General features: G+C 59.4%; 23 protein-coding genes. 10 read left to right on the top strand and 13 right to left on the bottom strand.

Annotated elements, in window-relative coordinates; genetic code table 11:
• Nucleotides 1-44: 44 nt before the first annotated feature.
• Complete coding sequence (locus V8P86_RS02205; protein ID WP_336325604.1) at nucleotides 45-1,043, bottom strand: DUF5784 family protein; 999 nt, start codon at nucleotides 1,041-1,043, stop codon at nucleotides 45-47.
• 85 nt (nucleotides 1,044-1,128) lie between these two features.
• Between V8P86_RS02205 and V8P86_RS02200 the strand changes: the two genes are divergently transcribed.
• Nucleotides 1,129-1,710 carry an NADPH-dependent FMN reductase gene (locus V8P86_RS02200; RefSeq protein WP_336325603.1) on the top strand — a complete coding sequence of 194 codons (582 nt, stop codon included), beginning with the start codon at nucleotides 1,129-1,131 and terminating at the stop codon, nucleotides 1,708-1,710.
• A gap of 27 nt (nucleotides 1,711-1,737) precedes the next feature.
• On the opposite strand, the gene V8P86_RS02195 is transcribed toward V8P86_RS02200, so the two are convergent.
• Nucleotides 1,738-2,124, bottom strand: a complete 387-nt coding sequence (locus V8P86_RS02195) for a DUF7522 family protein (protein ID WP_336325602.1) — start codon at nucleotides 2,122-2,124, stop codon at nucleotides 1,738-1,740.
• 115 nt (nucleotides 2,125-2,239) lie between these two features.
• Here V8P86_RS02195 and gpmI point away from each other — a divergent pair, with 115 nt between their 5' ends.
• From gpmI to V8P86_RS02165, 6 genes are all read left to right on the top strand, one after another.
• The gene (gene gpmI / locus V8P86_RS02190; RefSeq protein WP_336325601.1) at nucleotides 2,240-3,844 is read left to right on the top strand and encodes a 2,3-bisphosphoglycerate-independent phosphoglycerate mutase; all 1,605 of its coding nucleotides are present in this window, start codon (nucleotides 2,240-2,242) and stop codon (nucleotides 3,842-3,844) included.
• Between the two features lie 42 nt (nucleotides 3,845-3,886).
• On the top strand, nucleotides 3,887-4,105 hold the full coding sequence (locus tag V8P86_RS02185; protein ID WP_336325600.1) for a hypothetical protein: 219 nt from the start codon (nucleotides 3,887-3,889) through the stop codon (nucleotides 4,103-4,105).
• Between the two features lie 72 nt (nucleotides 4,106-4,177).
• Nucleotides 4,178-5,107, top strand: coding sequence for an ABC transporter ATP-binding protein (locus V8P86_RS02180; RefSeq protein ID WP_336325599.1), 930 nt, complete (start codon nucleotides 4,178-4,180; stop codon nucleotides 5,105-5,107).
• Entirely contained in the window at nucleotides 5,104-6,000 is an 897-nt protein-coding gene (locus V8P86_RS02175) for an ABC transporter permease (protein ID WP_336325598.1), read from the top strand. Before V8P86_RS02180 ends, V8P86_RS02175 begins: the two co-directional genes overlap by 4 nt.
• A 44-nt stretch (nucleotides 6,001-6,044) precedes the next feature.
• Nucleotides 6,045-6,431, top strand: a complete 387-nt coding sequence (locus tag V8P86_RS02170) for a putative universal stress family protein (RefSeq protein ID WP_336325597.1) — start codon at nucleotides 6,045-6,047, stop codon at nucleotides 6,429-6,431.
• A gap of 55 nt (nucleotides 6,432-6,486) precedes the next feature.
• Nucleotides 6,487-6,924, top strand: a complete 438-nt coding sequence (locus V8P86_RS02165; RefSeq protein ID WP_336325596.1) for a CBS domain-containing protein — start codon at nucleotides 6,487-6,489, stop codon at nucleotides 6,922-6,924.
• Here V8P86_RS02165 and V8P86_RS02160 read toward each other — a convergent pair whose 3' ends face one another.
• From V8P86_RS02160 to V8P86_RS02150, 3 genes are all read right to left on the bottom strand, one after another.
• Complete coding sequence (locus V8P86_RS02160; protein ID WP_336325595.1) at nucleotides 6,925-7,170, bottom strand: ferredoxin; 246 nt, start codon at nucleotides 7,168-7,170, stop codon at nucleotides 6,925-6,927. It lies immediately after the preceding gene.
• Between the two features lie 65 nt (nucleotides 7,171-7,235).
• Complete coding sequence (locus tag V8P86_RS02155; protein WP_336325594.1) at nucleotides 7,236-7,967, bottom strand: DUF91 domain-containing protein; 732 nt, start codon at nucleotides 7,965-7,967, stop codon at nucleotides 7,236-7,238.
• Between the two features lie 360 nt (nucleotides 7,968-8,327).
• On the bottom strand, nucleotides 8,328-8,681 hold the full coding sequence (locus V8P86_RS02150; protein ID WP_336325593.1) for a winged helix-turn-helix transcriptional regulator: 354 nt from the start codon (nucleotides 8,679-8,681) through the stop codon (nucleotides 8,328-8,330).
• A gap of 237 nt (nucleotides 8,682-8,918) precedes the next feature.
• Here V8P86_RS02150 and V8P86_RS02145 point away from each other — a divergent pair, with 237 nt between their 5' ends.
• The gene (locus V8P86_RS02145) at nucleotides 8,919-9,338 is read left to right on the top strand and encodes a DoxX family protein (RefSeq protein ID WP_336325592.1); all 420 of its coding nucleotides are present in this window, start codon (nucleotides 8,919-8,921) and stop codon (nucleotides 9,336-9,338) included.
• A 4-nt stretch (nucleotides 9,339-9,342) separates the two neighbouring features.
• Nucleotides 9,343-10,161: a DsbA family protein gene (locus tag V8P86_RS02140; protein WP_336325591.1), complete on the top strand. Its 819-nt coding sequence runs from the start codon at nucleotides 9,343-9,345 to the stop codon at nucleotides 10,159-10,161.
• A gap of 156 nt (nucleotides 10,162-10,317) precedes the next feature.
• On the opposite strand, the gene V8P86_RS02135 is transcribed toward V8P86_RS02140, so the two are convergent.
• The 3 genes from V8P86_RS02135 to V8P86_RS02125 all read right to left on the bottom strand — a co-directional run bounded on the left by V8P86_RS02135 (nucleotide 10,318) and on the right by V8P86_RS02125 (nucleotide 12,483).
• Entirely contained in the window at nucleotides 10,318-11,244 is a 927-nt protein-coding gene (locus tag V8P86_RS02135) for a ring-cleaving dioxygenase (RefSeq protein WP_336325590.1), read from the bottom strand.
• 71 nt (nucleotides 11,245-11,315) lie between these two features.
• A complete protein-coding gene (locus V8P86_RS02130) occupies nucleotides 11,316-11,693 on the bottom strand; it encodes a hypothetical protein (protein ID WP_336325589.1) in 378 nt (125 codons plus the stop codon).
• A gap of 151 nt (nucleotides 11,694-11,844) precedes the next feature.
• Nucleotides 11,845-12,483: an alpha/beta hydrolase gene (locus V8P86_RS02125; RefSeq protein ID WP_336325588.1), complete on the bottom strand. Its 639-nt coding sequence runs from the start codon at nucleotides 12,481-12,483 to the stop codon at nucleotides 11,845-11,847.
• A gap of 243 nt (nucleotides 12,484-12,726) precedes the next feature.
• Between V8P86_RS02125 and V8P86_RS02120 the strand changes: the two genes are divergently transcribed.
• Nucleotides 12,727-13,065 carry a winged helix-turn-helix transcriptional regulator gene (locus V8P86_RS02120; RefSeq protein ID WP_336325587.1) on the top strand — a complete coding sequence of 113 codons (339 nt, stop codon included), beginning with the start codon at nucleotides 12,727-12,729 and terminating at the stop codon, nucleotides 13,063-13,065.
• Nucleotides 13,066-13,223: 158 nt separating this feature from the next.
• On the opposite strand, the gene V8P86_RS02115 is transcribed toward V8P86_RS02120, so the two are convergent.
• From V8P86_RS02115 to V8P86_RS02100, 5 genes are all read right to left on the bottom strand, one after another.
• Nucleotides 13,224-13,439: a HalOD1 output domain-containing protein gene (locus V8P86_RS02115; RefSeq protein ID WP_336325586.1), complete on the bottom strand. Its 216-nt coding sequence runs from the start codon at nucleotides 13,437-13,439 to the stop codon at nucleotides 13,224-13,226.
• Between the two features lie 146 nt (nucleotides 13,440-13,585).
• Complete coding sequence (locus tag V8P86_RS19070) at nucleotides 13,586-13,870, bottom strand: DUF8028 family protein (RefSeq protein ID WP_503629724.1); 285 nt, start codon at nucleotides 13,868-13,870, stop codon at nucleotides 13,586-13,588.
• A gap of 252 nt (nucleotides 13,871-14,122) precedes the next feature.
• On the bottom strand, nucleotides 14,123-15,175 hold the full coding sequence (locus V8P86_RS02110; protein ID WP_336325585.1) for an enolase-like domain-containing protein: 1,053 nt from the start codon (nucleotides 15,173-15,175) through the stop codon (nucleotides 14,123-14,125).
• A gap of 4 nt (nucleotides 15,176-15,179) precedes the next feature.
• Nucleotides 15,180-16,022, bottom strand: a complete 843-nt coding sequence (locus V8P86_RS02105; protein WP_336325584.1) for a beta-keto acid cleavage family enzyme — start codon at nucleotides 16,020-16,022, stop codon at nucleotides 15,180-15,182.
• Nucleotides 16,019-16,210 carry a hypothetical protein gene (locus tag V8P86_RS02100; RefSeq protein WP_336325583.1) on the bottom strand — a complete coding sequence of 64 codons (192 nt, stop codon included), beginning with the start codon at nucleotides 16,208-16,210 and terminating at the stop codon, nucleotides 16,019-16,021. Before V8P86_RS02100 ends, V8P86_RS02105 begins: the two co-directional genes overlap by 4 nt.
• Nucleotides 16,211-16,379: the final 169 nt, after the last annotated feature.

Below are 16,379 nucleotides of genomic sequence, written 5' to 3'. Positions count from 1 at the left end.
CAACAGCGGACCTATGATGGTTTCGCTCGCGTTCTCCGAGCGGGTCAGACGAACTCCATCGACTCGTCGAGAGCGAGCGGAAGCCGTCCTTCAGCGTAGCCCTCGATGTGTCCGGAGGGGCGCGCGCGATAGACGATTGCCGGCCGGTGACCGACCGAGGGCTGTTCGTCGAGCACCTCCTCCCACTGTACACGACGGAAATTCGAGCAATCGACGAACAGTACTGCGCCGCCGCCGTGTTCGGCGAGTTGGCCGCTGGTCTTCGTCGCCGCCGTCTCGCGGACAGCAGCGACGGCCGCCGCCTGCCTGTCGTCGGGATTGACTGGCCGTGTCACCTCGACGAGGACGTTCGTCTCCGAATCGGTCGCCCGGAAATCCAGCGAATGTCCGGTCGTCACTTCGATTTCGGGCACGACATCGTAGCCGGCCTCGGTCAGCAGTTTAGCACCGATGAACTCCGCCATCGCCGCGGACATCCGGGTGTCGTCGACCGACGGACTCGTCCCGAGTTTCCCGGCCATCGTGTAGCGGTACTCGTCGAGCACACCGGTTGCGAGGAAGTTCTCGAAGAAGGCGACCGCTTCCCGCCAGCCGGTTTCGGGAAAGCCCGCGGCGTGTTTCCTGAAGAAATCCTGCGTCGACCCGCGGCCGTCCTTGGACATGAACACCGGCAGGAAGAACCACGAGAGATAGGGATACGATTCCAGCCACGGATCCCGCTCGTGCAGCGTATCGAGCAGTTCGCGCTGGGCCCACCGCGCGACCGGATAGGGGGCCTCTTCCCAGTCGATCTTGTCGGTGCGCCACAGCGACTCGGGCGTCTCGGTGTTGCCCATCCAGTAAGCGTCCTCGTCGGTCGCAAACAGGGCGATATCGTCGTTGTCCATCTCGAAGCGGTAGGTCTCCCAGGGGCCGTTGATATCGAACCGCGGGTCGACCGACTGGGCGCCGATGTTCGACTGCAAGGGCTGGAGGATCTGGGAGCGAACCTGCGAGTCGCTCCAGGAGTGAGGCGAGAATCGAAAGCGGAGAGGCTGTGCCACTATCTTGGTATACGGTAACTCAAAATAAACCTCTTGGCATCTCAAGCCCCGTGGCTATTTTTGCATCCCTCTCTGTAATCAGGGTATGAGTGAGCAACCACACGTTGCAGGACTCTGTGGCAGCCTCAGAGACGCCAGTTACACACGGATTGCCCTTCGACACGCACTGAGCGAGGCAGCGGACTTTGGCGCAACGACGACGATGATCGACCTCCGGGAGTACGAGTTGCCGGTGTTCGATCCAGACGACAGCGAGGCCGGTGACGCCGACAGGCTTCAGGAGCAACTCCAGCGCGCCGATTCTATCGTTCTCGGCTCTCCGATGTATCACGGCTCCTATTCCGCCCCGCTGAAAAACGCGCTCGATTACTCGGGATTCGACGAGTTCGAGAACACGACGGTCGGCCTGCTCGGCATCTCCGGCGGGAAGTTCCCAACCGGGACGGTCGAACATCTGCGGTCGATCTGTCGGGCGCTCAACGCCTGGGTGATCCCTCATCAGGCGGTGGTCCCGAACGCCTACGAACAGTTCGACGAGGGCGAGTTCGTCGACGAGAAGATGGCCGAACGAGTCGCCGTCCTCGGCCAGCGGACGGTTGAATACGCGAACATCGAACCGGATCCGCCGTCGTTCAGAAGTGTAGAAAACGTCGGCGGCAACGACTGATCACACCTCGACGGCGACAGCGATCACCTATTCGTCGGCGTCCTGCAACATTCGTTTCAGCGCCTCGGCGATTTCCTCGTAGCTCTGCATCGAGAGGCCGTCGGTGGTGATCAGCACGCCCCGGCGGTCCTCGGCGACCCGGAGCAGATAGCCGTTCTCGAACGAGCGGACGGTGAACTTGCACTGGCCGAGTTCCGACTGCTGGTAGGCGTTTTGGGTCTCGCGGTAACCGCGCCATTCGTGGCCGACGAAGGTGTTGAGGTCGGCGTCCTGTTCGAGATCGTCGCGCAGATACAACTGGTCGAAATCCGACCGCGTGAAGTAGGTGACCGAGCGGAGGCTATCGCCCGTCGCCGTCCGTGCGGTCGTGACGATGTTCTCGGCGAAGTCCTCGGAGAGCAGTTGGCTGGTCATATCTGAGCCAACTCGCCGCGGGCACATAATTCCGGTGGGCTCTCCAACCTACTCGACAGATTCACTCACCGGCCAGTTCCGAAAACGTCGTAGGCGGGCGGCCCGAGCACCGAGTATGAAGATTGGACTCGTCATTCTCGACGGCTGGGGGCTGAATCCGGACGAGCAGGCCCGAGACGCCGTCGCCACAGCGGAGACGCCGACGGTCGACGGCCTCCGCGAGACGGCCGCGTCCAGCACGCTCGAAACGTACGGCCGCCGTGTCGGCCTTCCCGAGGGACAGATGGGCAACAGCGAGGTCGGCCACCTCAACATCGGCGCGGGCCGGGTGCTCGTCCAGGAATCCGCCCGGATCACCGACGCCATCGCGCGCTGGCGCGGCGAAGAGCGCGTGGCGGCTTCGCCGCCACGTCAGGAGGCGGTCGGTAGCACCGACCGCTCGTTCGAGGATCCGACCGACCCGCCGCTGGACGACAACGACGCCATCACCGACGCCCTCGCGCACGTCGAGGAGTCTGGCGGCCGCCTGCATCTACTCGGCCTCGTCAGCGACGGCGGCGTCCACTCCTACCAGTCTCATCTCCACGCGCTGATTGAACTCGCCGCCGACCGCGGCGTCGAAGCGGTCACCCACGCCTTCACCGACGGCCGAGACACCGCGCCGAAATCCGGCGCGGGCTATCTCGACGAACTCCAGGCCCACGCCGAGGAGCAGGGAACCGGCCACATCGCAACCGTCTCCGGACGATACTACGCGATGGACCGCGACGAGAACTGGGAGCGGACCAAACGCGCCTACGACGCTATCGTCTCGCGTGAGGCGGAGTATACTGCCGAGTCCGCCCCCGCCGCGGTGAGAGCGTCTTACGACCGCGAGACGACCGACGAGTTCATCGAACCGACGCTGATCGAGGGCGGCCCTGCGCTCGACGACGGCGACGCGGCAATCTTCTTCAACTTCCGGTCGGATCGCGCCCGGCAGTTGACGCGGATGCTCGCCGATATCGATCCGGTCTGGTCGTTCGAGACCAATCCCCCGAAGATCGAGTTCGTGACGATGACCGAGTACGACGAGACCTTCGACCTGCCCGTCGCCTTCCCGCCCAACCAGCCCGAAAACACGCTCGGTGCGGTGCTCGCCGCTCACGGGTTGACACAACTTCGCATCGCCGAGACCGAGAAATACCCCCACGTCACCTACTTCCTCAACGGCGGCCGGGAAGTCGAGTTCGAGGGCGAATTCCGCGAAATCGTCCCTAGCCCTGACGTGGCTACCTACGACCTGCAGCCGGAGATGAGCGCTGCGGGCGTGACCGACCAGGCCATCGAACGCATCGAGGAGGACGACCCGGACGTGATCGTGCTCAACTACGCCAACCCGGATATGGTCGGCCACACTGGCGACTTCGAGGCTGCCGTCGAAGCCGTCGAGGCCGTCGATGCGAATCTCTCACGCCTGCTCGATGCCTTCGCAGATGCGGGTGCCCACGCCCTGGTTACGGCTGACCACGGTAACGCCGACGAGATGGGCACGCCCGAACAGCCGCATACCGCTCACACGACCAATCCGGTCCCGGTCTTCTACCGCGCGCCCGACGGCACGGACGGCGACGAGCAAATCCGCGACGGCGGTACGCTCGCAGACCTCGCGCCGACGATTCTCCGTCTCCTCGGGGTCGAGAAGCCCGCGGAGATGACCGGCCAGTCCCTCCTCGAATAGCCCGGCACAACCCATACCACCCTGGAGACCGAACTAGCTAGTATGTACGTCCCCTTCCACTCGGATATGCAGGCCAAGGACGCGATTGCCCGCGAACTGCTGGATCTGGACGACGAGGACGAGGCCACCGAGGCAATCGACGAAGCCTACGAACACGCGGTCGACGTGTCGGTCGATATCTCGTCCCGCGCTGGCGACCCCGACTTTCTGAACGACGACCGCGAGACCGATATCGACATCCTGACTGGCGACGCCGAGTAGTCGTCTCACGACAGTTATCATTTTAGGGCCAGTGCAACGGCCTTAACCGCGTGAATCGCCTCCTTTCAGGTAATGAATGCGGCTATTCGCGTTCGTGATCTGGAGAAATCTTACGGCGACGTGCAGGCGCTCGACGGCCTCTCGCTGTCGGTCGAGGAAGGTGAGTTCTTCGGTCTGCTCGGTCCAAACGGCGCGGGCAAAACGACGTTCATCAACGTTCTTGTGGGGCTGGTCCGCGCCAGCGGCGGCGAAGCCTCCGTCTTCGGTTACGATGTCGTCGACGACTACCGCGAGGTCCGCGACCGGATCGGTCTCGCGCCACAGGAGTACAACGTCGACCGCTTCTTCCCGATCCAGGAGGTGCTCGAACACAAGGCCGGCTACCACGGCTTCGACCGCAAGACCGCAAGCAAGCGCGCCCGCGAAGCGCTCGAAATGGTCGATATCGCCGAGAAGGCCGACGCTCGCTTTCACCAACTCTCCGGCGGGATGAAGCGGCGGTTCATGCTCGCCCGCGCGCTGGTCTCCGGGCCGGAACTGCTGATTCTCGACGAACCGACCGCTGGCGTCGACGTGCAACTCCGACACGACCTCTGGGAGATCATCGAGGAGATGAACGCCGCCGGGACGACCATCCTGCTCACCACCCACTACATCGAGGAGGCCGAACGGCTCTGTGACCGCGTGGCGATTCTCGATCAGGGCCGGAAAGTCGAGGTGGCGACGCCGGACGAACTCACTCGCCGCGGCACTGACACGCTCGATATCGGCCTCGAAAATCCGCCCGCAACTGCCCCCAACATCGACCGCGAGGGTGTCGTCTCCGCCCGGATGGACGACGACCGCCTCCTCGTCACCGCCCGCGGCGGCAGCGGACTCGTCCCCGATATCCTCCGTGATCTGGAGGCCGACGGCTACACCGTCTCGGATCTGGACATCCGCCGTGCGTCGCTCGAAGAAGTGTTCGTCGACATGACTCGTACCGCGGAGGGGCAAGCATGAGTGACGCCGCTGAACAGGCAGACGAGGCTCGCACAGACGGCGGCACCGGACAGGCCGAGGACATCTCACTCCTCGGGACGGAGGCGACGACGGCCGCCGAGGCGGGGCAGAAAGCCGGCGGACTCACCGGTTTTCAGGCGCTGCTCCGCCGGGAAATCCTTCGGTTCGTTCGCCGTCCGCGGAACACCTTCCTGCCGCCGATGATCACGAACGTGCTGTACTTCGCCGTCTTTGGCGTGATCCTCGGCGGTCGGATCGACAAAATCGCTGGCTTCGATTACATTGTCTTCCTGCTGCCGGGGCTGATCGTTCTCGGCACGATCTCGAACGCCTTCGAGAACGCTTCGTTTTCGATCTTTCACGGCCGCTGGAACGAGTACATCGAGACGGTCATCATCTCACCGCTGTCGAACTGGATGTTCGTCGCCGCCTACGTCATCGCCTCGGCGATTCGCGGCGTTCTCGTCGGATCGATCATCGCAGCCATCGGCCTGGTTTTCGTGACATTGACCGACCGCTCGCTGGTCATCGCCGAACCGCTGTATCTCGTCGCGTTCATGCTGGTCATCTCGGTGCTCTTTGCCGGCCTCGGCATCATCGGTGGCCTCTGGGCGCAGGATTTCGACTACCTGACGGTGATGAATCAGTTCATCGTCCGGCCGCTGGTGTTCTTTGGCGGCGTCTTCTACTCGCTGGACGTGCTCCCGACGGTCTACCGCCTGCTCTCGTTGACGAACCCGATGGTCTACATGGTCAACGGTGTCCGGTACGGCTTCCTTGGCTACTCCGACGTGGAACCGACGATGGCGCTACTGGTGTTGAGCGCGTTCACGGCCTTGGTGATCGGGCTGGATATCTGGCTGTTCCGGCGGGGCTACGGCATCGTGGACTGACCGCGGACCGTGGCTATATTTGCTCGGCTCCCCGATACTGACCCATGACAACAGTCCTCGTCGGCACGGATTCGGTCCATACGACGGCCGCGGCCTGCGATTATCTCGGCCCGCGTCTGGACAGCGATGATACGGCCTATCTCTGCTCGATTCCCGATAGTCAAGTCTCCGAACGGGACGCCGGCGACGCCGGAAACGTCGCCCGGACTCGCCTGATCGAACCTGCCGTCGAAATTCTCGATCCCGATTCGTTCCCGGAAAGCGAGACCATCTCGGGGGTGCTCCGACAACTGGCTGACGAATACGACGCCGACGAGATTGTCATCGGCGCCAATCGCGGCGACCCCGAGACGGCAGGAGAGCCACCGGGATCGACCGCCAGGGAGCTACTCGCCGAGACCGAACGGCCGGTCGTCGTCGTTCCTGTCTGAACGACCGCGGGAACAGCCACCGGAATTAAAGACAGACCGCACCGAAGGGACAGCTATGTCCGAAGAAGAAACTCCTGTCGAGGAGATCATGAGTTCACCCGTTGCGACGGTCACGAGCGACACCACGATCACCGAAGCCGCACAGGTGCTCCGCGAGAAAAGCATCGGCTCACTCGTCGTGGGGGACGACATCATCGAGGGGATCATCACGGAGACAGACGTTGTCGGTGCGGTCAGTGAAGGGCTCGATCTCGACTCGACGCCGGTCGAAGAGATCATGACAGATCCTGTCGTGACCGTCCGCCCACACGAGGCCGTCCACGTCGCTGGCGAGCGGATGGGGCACAACGCCGTCAAGAAACTCCCCGTCACGGAAGACGGAGAGCCCGTCGGTATCGTGACGACGACCGATCTGGCACACTTCTTCCCGCGCAACCGGATCACGATGGCCGCCCGGCCGGAACAGGACGTTCAGGAAGGCGAGTTCGAGTAACTACGGGATTAGCTGTTCTCCGTCCTCGTCGTAGACGACGATCGCGTCGACCGGACAGCTCCGAGCAGCGAATTTCGCGTCGAGTTCCTCGCCCTCGGGCACCTCGCGAACGAAGAGATCTTCGTCCGTCTCCTCGCTATCGGCCAGGTCTGCCTTGCCGTCGTCCTCGTCGCGCTCGAACGCGTCCCACTCCGCGGTACACTGGAACATGCCGATACACGTATCCCGGTCGAATTCGATTCGCATACTCTCAGTTTGCGACCGACGGGCATAGAGGTGGTGGATACCGCAGGAGCCTCCATGCCTGCGGTTCAGTCCGCGACATTGGCGTGGTGTGACTCACACCTGCTGTCGAGACAGCGCGGGCCCGTCGCCGTCTCGAAGACGGGGAGCCCACACTCGCACTCGCCATCGTGGGTGCCCGTCGGGAAGGAGTAGGCCACCTCGCAGTCGGGATAGCGATCACAGCCCAGCAGGAGTCCGCCGCGGTAGAGCACGCGGAGGTCGCCCTCACACTCCGGACAGCCCCACTGGCGGTCGAAGGCCTCGCGCACGCGGTCAGTCAGTGAGTCACAGTCGGGACAGCAGACCAGCGAACAGCCACGCTGCACCCGCACCCGGGGGAGTCCGCAGTCCGCACACCGGTCGTTGAGCACCGTCGCGTCACGGGGAACCGGAGAGGCCGTCTCGCAGTCGGGACAGGAAATCCTGCCGTCGGTCCGGAGCAGTTCGTTGCCACATTCCGGGCAGTCACCGACCGGAAGCCCTGCCTCGCTGATCTGGTGTCGCCCGTGGGTGCGGGATTCGTGAACCGTGACGGTGAGCGACTGGTCCCCGTCGCGGGCGGCGACAGTATCGCTGGTTACAGTGACAGAGTCGGGACGGGTGAGCCAGGCCACTGGCTGGTAGCCGTCCGCGTCGTGAACGAGGACGGTGTTGTCGGGCTTGACGACGACGAGCATCTCGCCGTGCTGTTCCTGTTCTCTGGTTCCCTCGAAGACGGTCGTACAGCGGCCAGCGATGATGTGGGCTTGCTCGGGCATGGACCGTGCTGGTCCCGTGATTGGATATAAACGTCAGTACGGGTTCGTCCCGCTGTGGTTGGCTGAGCTCCCCAACCAGTTCCGCCATGGGTTCGACAAATGTGGCTGTTTCGTCGGGAGTGTCTCACTGGCGAATGCCGTCTCCCGAACTCTGTGAGTGGCGGTTGCACCGCTTCCCCGGCGCGTAGCGCCGCACAAGACGTGAACGTCCTTTCAGTTTGCCCGGAGACGGTGCCTTCCGACTGTCCGAAACCCTCAGATTTTCGGAGGCTGCCGGGATTCGGCTGGTTTGCTGGCAGAAACAGACACTCTGACTGGTGTTAATCTGTGCACCGCCACCTGGATGATGTAAGTCGCAGTTTAGATATCGGGTTCGGTAACGTCCATGTGTTCTCGCGCCCACGCGTCAAGTTCGTCAAAAACCGTCTCTAAGGCTTCTCCACGTTCTGTGAGTTTATAATAGACAGCTATTGGCGCATCGCGTTCCGTTCGTTCTGTGACAAGCCCTATCGCCTGTAGTCGATCTAGCGTCTGAGAGAGAGTTCTTGAACTCGCACCTGTGGATTCTTTGATTTCGTTAAATCGCTTTTCGCCGTCCTGCAGATCGTACAGCACGTTCAGCCGCCACTGCGTCCCGATGGCGTCCAGTGATTCGACGGTCGGACAGGCTTCTGGATTCAATTCAACCACTTCGTCGTTATCGCCGGAATTCATGGTCGTTCCCTTTCATTATACGACATTCTTGGCTATATATCCTGTATCTGATTTCCCGTCACAGCATATCCGATATACCACAGTATACCTGGTTATCATAACTCCTCCCGGTAATGTTTAATATACTTGACAATTTATGTAGTCACGGTCCCTTTGTCGGAGTGTGATGAACAAATTGAAACAATCACAGCAGCACAGAACAGATGAAGGTACCGCAGGATTGGAGGGCGTCTCCCGATGACGTTCGAATCGACAGTCACCGCTGAGGCGTTTCTCCTGGCTCGGATCGCGTTCGCAGGTATTCTCGGTTACCTCGCACTCGGGAACCTGTTGGATCTCTCGAACACGATTGCATACGCCCGGAGTAAAGGGGCGCCCGCGCCGCGGTTCATGGTCCCGATGATGTCGGTGACGCTCCTCGCAGGCGCGGGATCAATTCTCGTTGGTGCGTACCCGGCCCTCGGTGCGATAGCAATCATCGCCTTTCTGATCGGGACTACTCCGGTGATGCACGATTTCTGGGCCATGGAGGGACAGGACAGACAGAACGAACAGATTCACTTCCTGAAAAACGTGGGTCTGCTTGCTGGGGCACTTGTCTTTTTTGCCCTTTCGAGCACGGTGTGGCCGTACGCCGCAGATATCGGAGTGCTCTAGTCCGATGTCAGTGACAATCACCGAGTTTACTGATCCGTTCTGTACGTGGTGCTGGGGTGCAGAGCCGCTCCTCCGCCGTCTCGAAGAAGTGTACGGCAAGCAACTTCATGTTGAGTTCGTGATGGGTGGATTGATTGCAGATTTCGATTCCTTTCACGATCCGGCGAACGGGATCACGGAGCCCTCGGATGTCGCCCCCCACTGGGAGGAAGCAGCAGCTCGTCACGGGATGCCAGTCGACGCTGACGTCTGGCATGAAAACCCGCCACAGTCTTCGTACCCGGCCTCGATTGCGTTCGAGGCAGCAGAGTTTCAGGAAAGGGATCTCGCAAATCAATACCTTCGGCGACTCCGCGAAGCGTTCGCGACGGAACGGCGGAAAATCGACGAACGAGATGTTCTCCTCGAATTAGCAGCGGACGTAGGTCTCGACACTGACAAACTCGAAACGGATATCGAGAGTGACAGAGCGAAAGCGGCATTCGAAGAAGATAGAGCCTATACCCGCGATCTCGGCGTCCAGACCTTTCCCACGTTCCGTATCTCGGGAAACGATACGAAACAGTGGCTCGCCGGCTCACAGTCGTTCGAGACTGTTGTCTCAGAGTTGGAAGCGGTAGATCCAGGACTGGAGCAGACCGCACCACGGCCGTTATCGGAGTTTATCGAGCAGTATACTCCTGTTGCAACGCGTGAAGTCGCGGAAGTCTACGAACTCGAAGACGAGACAGCCGAAAAACGGCTACAGGAACTTGCTACCGATGGCGTTATCGAGCGATCGAGGCGCGGAACCGGATCACTCTGGAAGTCGGTTGCCAACTGAGCAGCGCAATGAACACACTTGTTGGGTGGACAACTCGTCGAGTATGCATTCGTCGAGCCGGAGGCCAGCAGGTCCGCTGGTGATACAACAGTATAATCGTCGCCGCGTAGGCGGAGCTAAATACCGTGAACCAACTCAGTACAAACTCACAAAAGGTCAGGTAGAGGATAGATCGAGGGCGGGAAGTTGTTCGGTGATCATCTCTCGATCTGATTCGTACTGTGGGGGGAGTTGCAATGAGGTCCCCAGATCCGCTCGGTTTTCATCGATCGTAAACCCTGGATTGTCGGTTGCAATTTCGAACAGGATGCCACCCGGTTCACGGAAGTATATCGACTCGAAATACCGTCGGTCCTTGATCCAGGTGGGCTCTAATCCCGCGTCTATGAGCCATTCGCGCCACTCAGAAAGTGTCCCCTTGCCGGCGCGGAATGCAATGTGATGGATAGTTCCGATCCCCTCCCGGCCATACGACGACTCTCTCTCGAGAAGATCGACAGTGGCAGCAGCCGGCCCTGGCGAACGATACCGGACGCGGTCACCCTCCTGACCGATCAATGTAAACCCCAGTACTTCCAGTGTCGCCGCAGTATGGTATACACTCGCCGACAACAGGGTGACACTGTGAAGCCCACGAATCGCGTATTCTGCGGGAACTGACCCAGTCACTGGAGGCCGATCGGTATCGCGTGCGACGAACTCCAGTGGCTGATCGTCGTGATCGCGGAACGTCAGCACGGTCTCGCCGAAACGTTCGGAAGGCGTTGTAACATCTACGCCACGACTCTCGAGTCGGTCACACCAGTATTGGACAGCGTCGCTCGGAATGGTAAACGCGGTCGCAGAGGGCTGAGCCTTCCCAATTCGTCCCTCTCTCCCACGTGCAGAGGGAAAGACGGTGATGATCGTCCCCGGCGAGCCCGAGTGATCTCCATAATAGAGATGGTACATGAACTTATCGTCGAAGTTCACTGTTTGCTTGATGAGTTTGAGCCCGAGCACATCGGTATAAAAGTCGACGGTCTCCTGAGGATGACCTGCCATCACTGATACGTGATGCAGGCCGGGTGTCTCGTTTGCCATGATCTGTGGTATGTTCGTGCTTGTCAATTGGGTCTCTTCTACGTCGGTACCGACGTGAGCACGACTGTTACTTATTGCCTCGCCCACTCGAGCGCCGCGTCGAGAGTATCGAAGTCTTCGGTTTTCGCGTCGACTTCGAGTTGCGACTTGACGGCCATGCCGGTGATTCCCTCGGCGACGAACGCAACTCGCTGGACATCGGCGTAGTTTACGTTGTCCGTCCACTCACTGGCCATATACTCCTGCGTTTCCGCCGGCAGGTTCGTTTTTTCGCCGAAGATTGCGACCGTCGCGGTAATATCTGCCTTGCTTGCACGCGTGCGATAGTGATTGCTGAGTGATTCGAGTTCCTCGTTGTCCCAGCCCTCCCATCCGTGGAAGTTCCAGATACCGACGGCGCCGCGCTTCTCGAAGTCCCATTCGTGAGCGTCTGGAGACGGTTGTTTCATTACATTACCGACGTTGGTCTCGGCCCTACATGTAGGTTTGGTGACATGGCGGTTAGTAGATAGTACCGATGTCACCAGCCACCCCAGACTGAGCACACGCCGAAGCCGAAAAATTGGTTTGTAATCAGTCTTCGAGGTAGTCGTCGGTTTTCTACTTCAGGAGGTTCGCGACCATCTCCGAGACAGATTCACGCTCGTCTTGGTTGATGCCGTGACCCAACCCTTCGTAGAGCCGTTTTGTCACGTCACCATTCAACTGCTCGAATATTGCCGACGATTTGTGTACCCGACGTTCGGGAATGTACGGATCATCATCGCTGCATCCGAAAAACACTGGCGTGCGTTCGAGATCGCCATCGTAGTCAGCAAGATCGACGGATTCATCCATGAGACCACCACTCAGCACTGCAAGCCCGCCGTATCTCCGGGGTGTGTGTGCGACGTACTCGCTGGCCAGACATGCACCCTGGGAGAATCCGAGGATCATGACTCGGTCGCTCAGAATTCCCGCGTCTGTCGCCTCACGTACTGCATTGTCGATCGCCTGTAATCCCGACGAACGCTCGGGCTCATTCGATTCGATAGGTGCGGTGAACGCATCCGGGTACCACGTGTCTCGCGCAGCCTGTGGAGCGAGATACGCGACACCGTGTTGGTGGAATTCATCGGCTATCTGGACGAAGTTCTGGGCGCGCGCTCCCCGGCCGTGGACGAGGATGAGCGCAGCCTCAGCGACCTCGAAAGGCGCTCCCGCCGTGATCAACGGCTGGTCTCCATGTGGGCCGGACATGTCAGCTCATCTCTGGGCTCTGTGACTGATTGGTCTCTGATCCGAGCAGTAGTCTACTCGCCGCTGGCATCACGTCGATAACTTGCTTTTGGAGCTACTTGTGTATGCTCCGACGGTCGTGGTACCGGGAGATATACTCGTTAGCCGAGGACATTGGTGTCTCTCCCAGTTTCAAAATGTTACCTGGTTCGAAAACGAATCTATATGTGTCTAGAGAATATATTGGTATGTAGGACCAAACAGATGGCTCAAGCTAATGGACAGTCCAAGACTGAGGAACGGTACGGTGAAAGTGCGTGTTCGGTTATCGATTCACTGAATCAGATCGCATCACAGTGGCGGCTTATCATCCTCTACGATCTCCAGGGTGATGAGAAGCGGTTCAACGAGATCAAACGCTCGACCGGAGCGAGTTCGCGGACGCTCTCGCGGGTTCTCGACGATCTCCAGGATACCGAGTTCGTCCATCGCCGGCTCGAAGAAGACGCACCTGTTGCCACGTACTACTCACTCACGGAGAAAGGGGAGTCACTTTGCCCTGTCTTCGGTGCGATCGAAGCCTGGTCGAACGAGTGGCTCTAAACCAGATCCACGATCGTTCCTCGACTCTCATTCGCTCACGCATATCGAAAACAAGTCCTCGCTATGCGAACTGATATCTCGACTCTTTGGAGCTGAAGTCGACCGATGACTTCATCAGTTCTGTTATTCCTGCCGAGGGGCCAGAGGCAAAGAGTCCGTCAGTTGGCCGTTCGGACCGTTACCTCGGACTGCTTGATTACGACTCGATGCTTGCAGTACTCGAACTCGATATAGTCTACCCCGGAGTCAACCAACGTCTCCAACGCATCTGGATCGATACACTCGGCCAAGGGGGGTAACTCGGTGCGCTGGATCCCTTCCTGTTCGGCTACCCGGGTCACAATTTCGTGCGTAGTGCGTTCTGTCGTTGTCATGATTGCGTTAGCGTGATTGGTGTGATGTCCGTCTGCTTGATCGACCGCCGCCCGAGTTAGCCCAGGGGTTCGGTTCTACTGGGTGTGGTTGAGGCTGTGGCACGGGATGCGGTCGGGATTCGCGGCTGAGTGATTTGCTTGAACACTTATCCTGAGTTGTAGTCGTGTCCCAACAGTAGGGCTATGAGATTCAACACGAGCAGGACCGCAAAGCCAGTGATCTCACTGGTGGAATCGAGACCTGCCGCGACTAGCGGGAGATACAGAAAGGGGAGTACGACTGCCGTCCAGAAGCTAACGACGCGAATCGGCGTGGTGAACCAGCGTTGTTGCCAGTTGCCAACCCCTTCTGTGGCACCCGATAATCGTACCGAGTAGTGTTTGCACACTAGCTTCGGCAGACCTGTTATGTTGATCCCAAGAGCCACCATTACGTACTCATCTCCAAGCCACTCTTGGCCCTGGTGGGGACTACGATCCGTGCGCTCGATTGTGCTGGTCTCTCTACGTTCACTACAATACCTACGTTGCAGCCAGATCAATATATAATTCATGCGATACTTGGGTTAGGGCGTAACATCGATGTCATCTGTCGTCTCAGAGGTGCACCGGATACGATGATGAGAAATCGACCGCGGATTCGTCATTGACGCCCGGTCGAAGAGTGGCTCTCTGGCCCGGATTCACACCCAGTGGAGCCCGTCAAGATCACTCCGAGGATGGAGTGGGCTCGCTGGGAGTCCAGCACGTGGTATCGGGTCGTTGAACTCCCGGGGTGCGATATCGTTTAGCGAGTTCGGATAGAATATCGACGCGAATGCGTGAATATGTTTCCGGCCAACGCTTAGTTCGGTCTGTCCACCTCCGTACATTTGGATATCATTTTCGGTACAGTACTCGATCGTATCGAGAACCGATTCAACGGTACCGAACCGCGACGGCTTGATGTTTAGCCACTCGGGCGCAAACGGGAGTTGATCGATACATTCGACGCCTGTGATCGGATAATCCCACGTCACACGGTGTTCGTGGCCGTCAAACAGCGGTCGTGTTTCGTCGGTGAGTTCTGGATCCTCGATAAGCGCCTCCGGAAACCCGTCGAGTACGCGTTCATATAGGTCAGGATCCGCCCGTTGATCGACTGGAGTGCCGCTGTATTTCCCCTTTAGATCGACGACCGTTACCGCCCCAGTCGCTGCCAACTCATCGACGATCTCCTGGGTCCAGTTGGACGTAGGATCGAGTTTAAACTCCAGTTCGGGATTCATATCCAACCAGGTGAATAATCGGTCGAGCGTCGGTGGCTCTCCTAGTCTCGTACTGACGATGAATCGAACCGGATCGTACTCACGGTTCAGCATGGCAGCGAGGTTTGTGTCTGCTTGTTTCAACCCGAGGTCGAGTGCAGCACTCTCGAAGGCCCACTGGCGGTAGTGGTGTGAGTCAGCACGGTCTGGATCGGCGGCTCCGAACAGGTCGAGACTTGTGACCGTGTCTGAAAACGATCGGTGGGTGTACTCTCCAGCGATTGGCAGCGATGGATTGTCCTCGATGAGTGCCCGATGAACTTCGGGTTCGTAGGTAACGTCTTCCCCTGTGCCTGTCTCTCCACTACCAGATAGCCGAACGACACTCGTTACTCGCTTGAATTCGCTCGTCGTTTCCTGCTCGTACAGTTCGATCTCGTAGTCCGCGATCTCGACCGATAAATCGGCCAGCAAATCGTACAGCGACATCCGTTCAGAGCCCCAGAATGTCCCGTGCCTGTGCGGGCGTCGCAACCTCACGTCCGAGTTCGGTGGCAACACGGGCGACGCGCTCGACGAGTTGTGCATTACTCTCAGCGAGTGTGCCACGCTGGTAGTAAACGTTATCCTCTAACCCGACGCGAACGTGCCCACCGAAAAGAATCCCCATCGTCGCAAACGGCAATTGATGCGGACCGAACCCGAGTGTATTGTACAGGGCACCGTCTGGAAGGTTCTCGACCGCGTTCAGCAGATTGCGCGGCCGGGGGCGAGTGAGTGTCCCCTCTCCGAAAATCAGGGTTGCATACACGGGCTCGGCAAGTTCATGCCGTTCGAGCAACCCGTAAACCTCGTTCAGATGACCGTCGTTGAACACCTCTAACTCCGGCTTAATACCGCGCTCCTGCATCTCATCGTACAGTGTATCGACCACTGCTCGTGTGTTCTCACTCGTCAGATGGTCGTATCTGTTCAGCGGACCCATATCGAGCGACGCCATCTCCGGCGGCGGATCCGTCCGAAGCGGGAGCACACGACGCTCGACCGGTGCGCCGGTTCCGCCCGTCGAATGCTGGAGGATAATATCGTCAGCATGTGCTCGAACCGCCTCATCGATCTCCTCGAATCGCTCAGTAGCGAATGATCGCTCACCGTTCGGCCGCCGCGCGTGGAGATGGACTACGGCGGCCCCCGCATCCTCCGCGGCCGCGGCTGCTCGCCCGATCTCGTCGGGGGTCTCTGGCAGATTCGGGTTCGCCTCCTTTCCGTGTACCCCACCAGTCAAGGCCGCCGTAATGATCATCGGATCGCCGGCAAGGTAGTTCTCGTAGCTCACGAGTCTTCCTCCCCACGGTTCTCGCGGTAGATTTCACAGTGTTCCGAATGATCGAGATCGTACCGATCGTTACAGATATCGGCCCGCATCGGTTGGACGAACTGGCCTGTGACAGTGCAGTATGCTCGTGTGTGGTCGAACTGTTCGTCGTTTGACTCACGCCGATACTCCAGATGTGGACAGGTCATATGCGTCATTATCAGGAGGAGCAAATAATGGTTTGGCGACATTTATGCCGGGGGATTACATTGATATTACCTGGTGGTCTTCCTGTCCGGAAAACAATATTTTACTGGCGCTCTACTGCCACGGACATCATGTTGTTGACCAGACTTGGCCTCCATCATGTGGCCGCAA

The organism is Halovenus anhuiensis, assembly GCF_037080055.1.
GTDB lineage: Archaea > Halobacteriota > Halobacteria > Halobacteriales > Haloarculaceae > Halovenus.
This window is presented reverse-complemented; position numbering and strand designations above follow the sequence as displayed.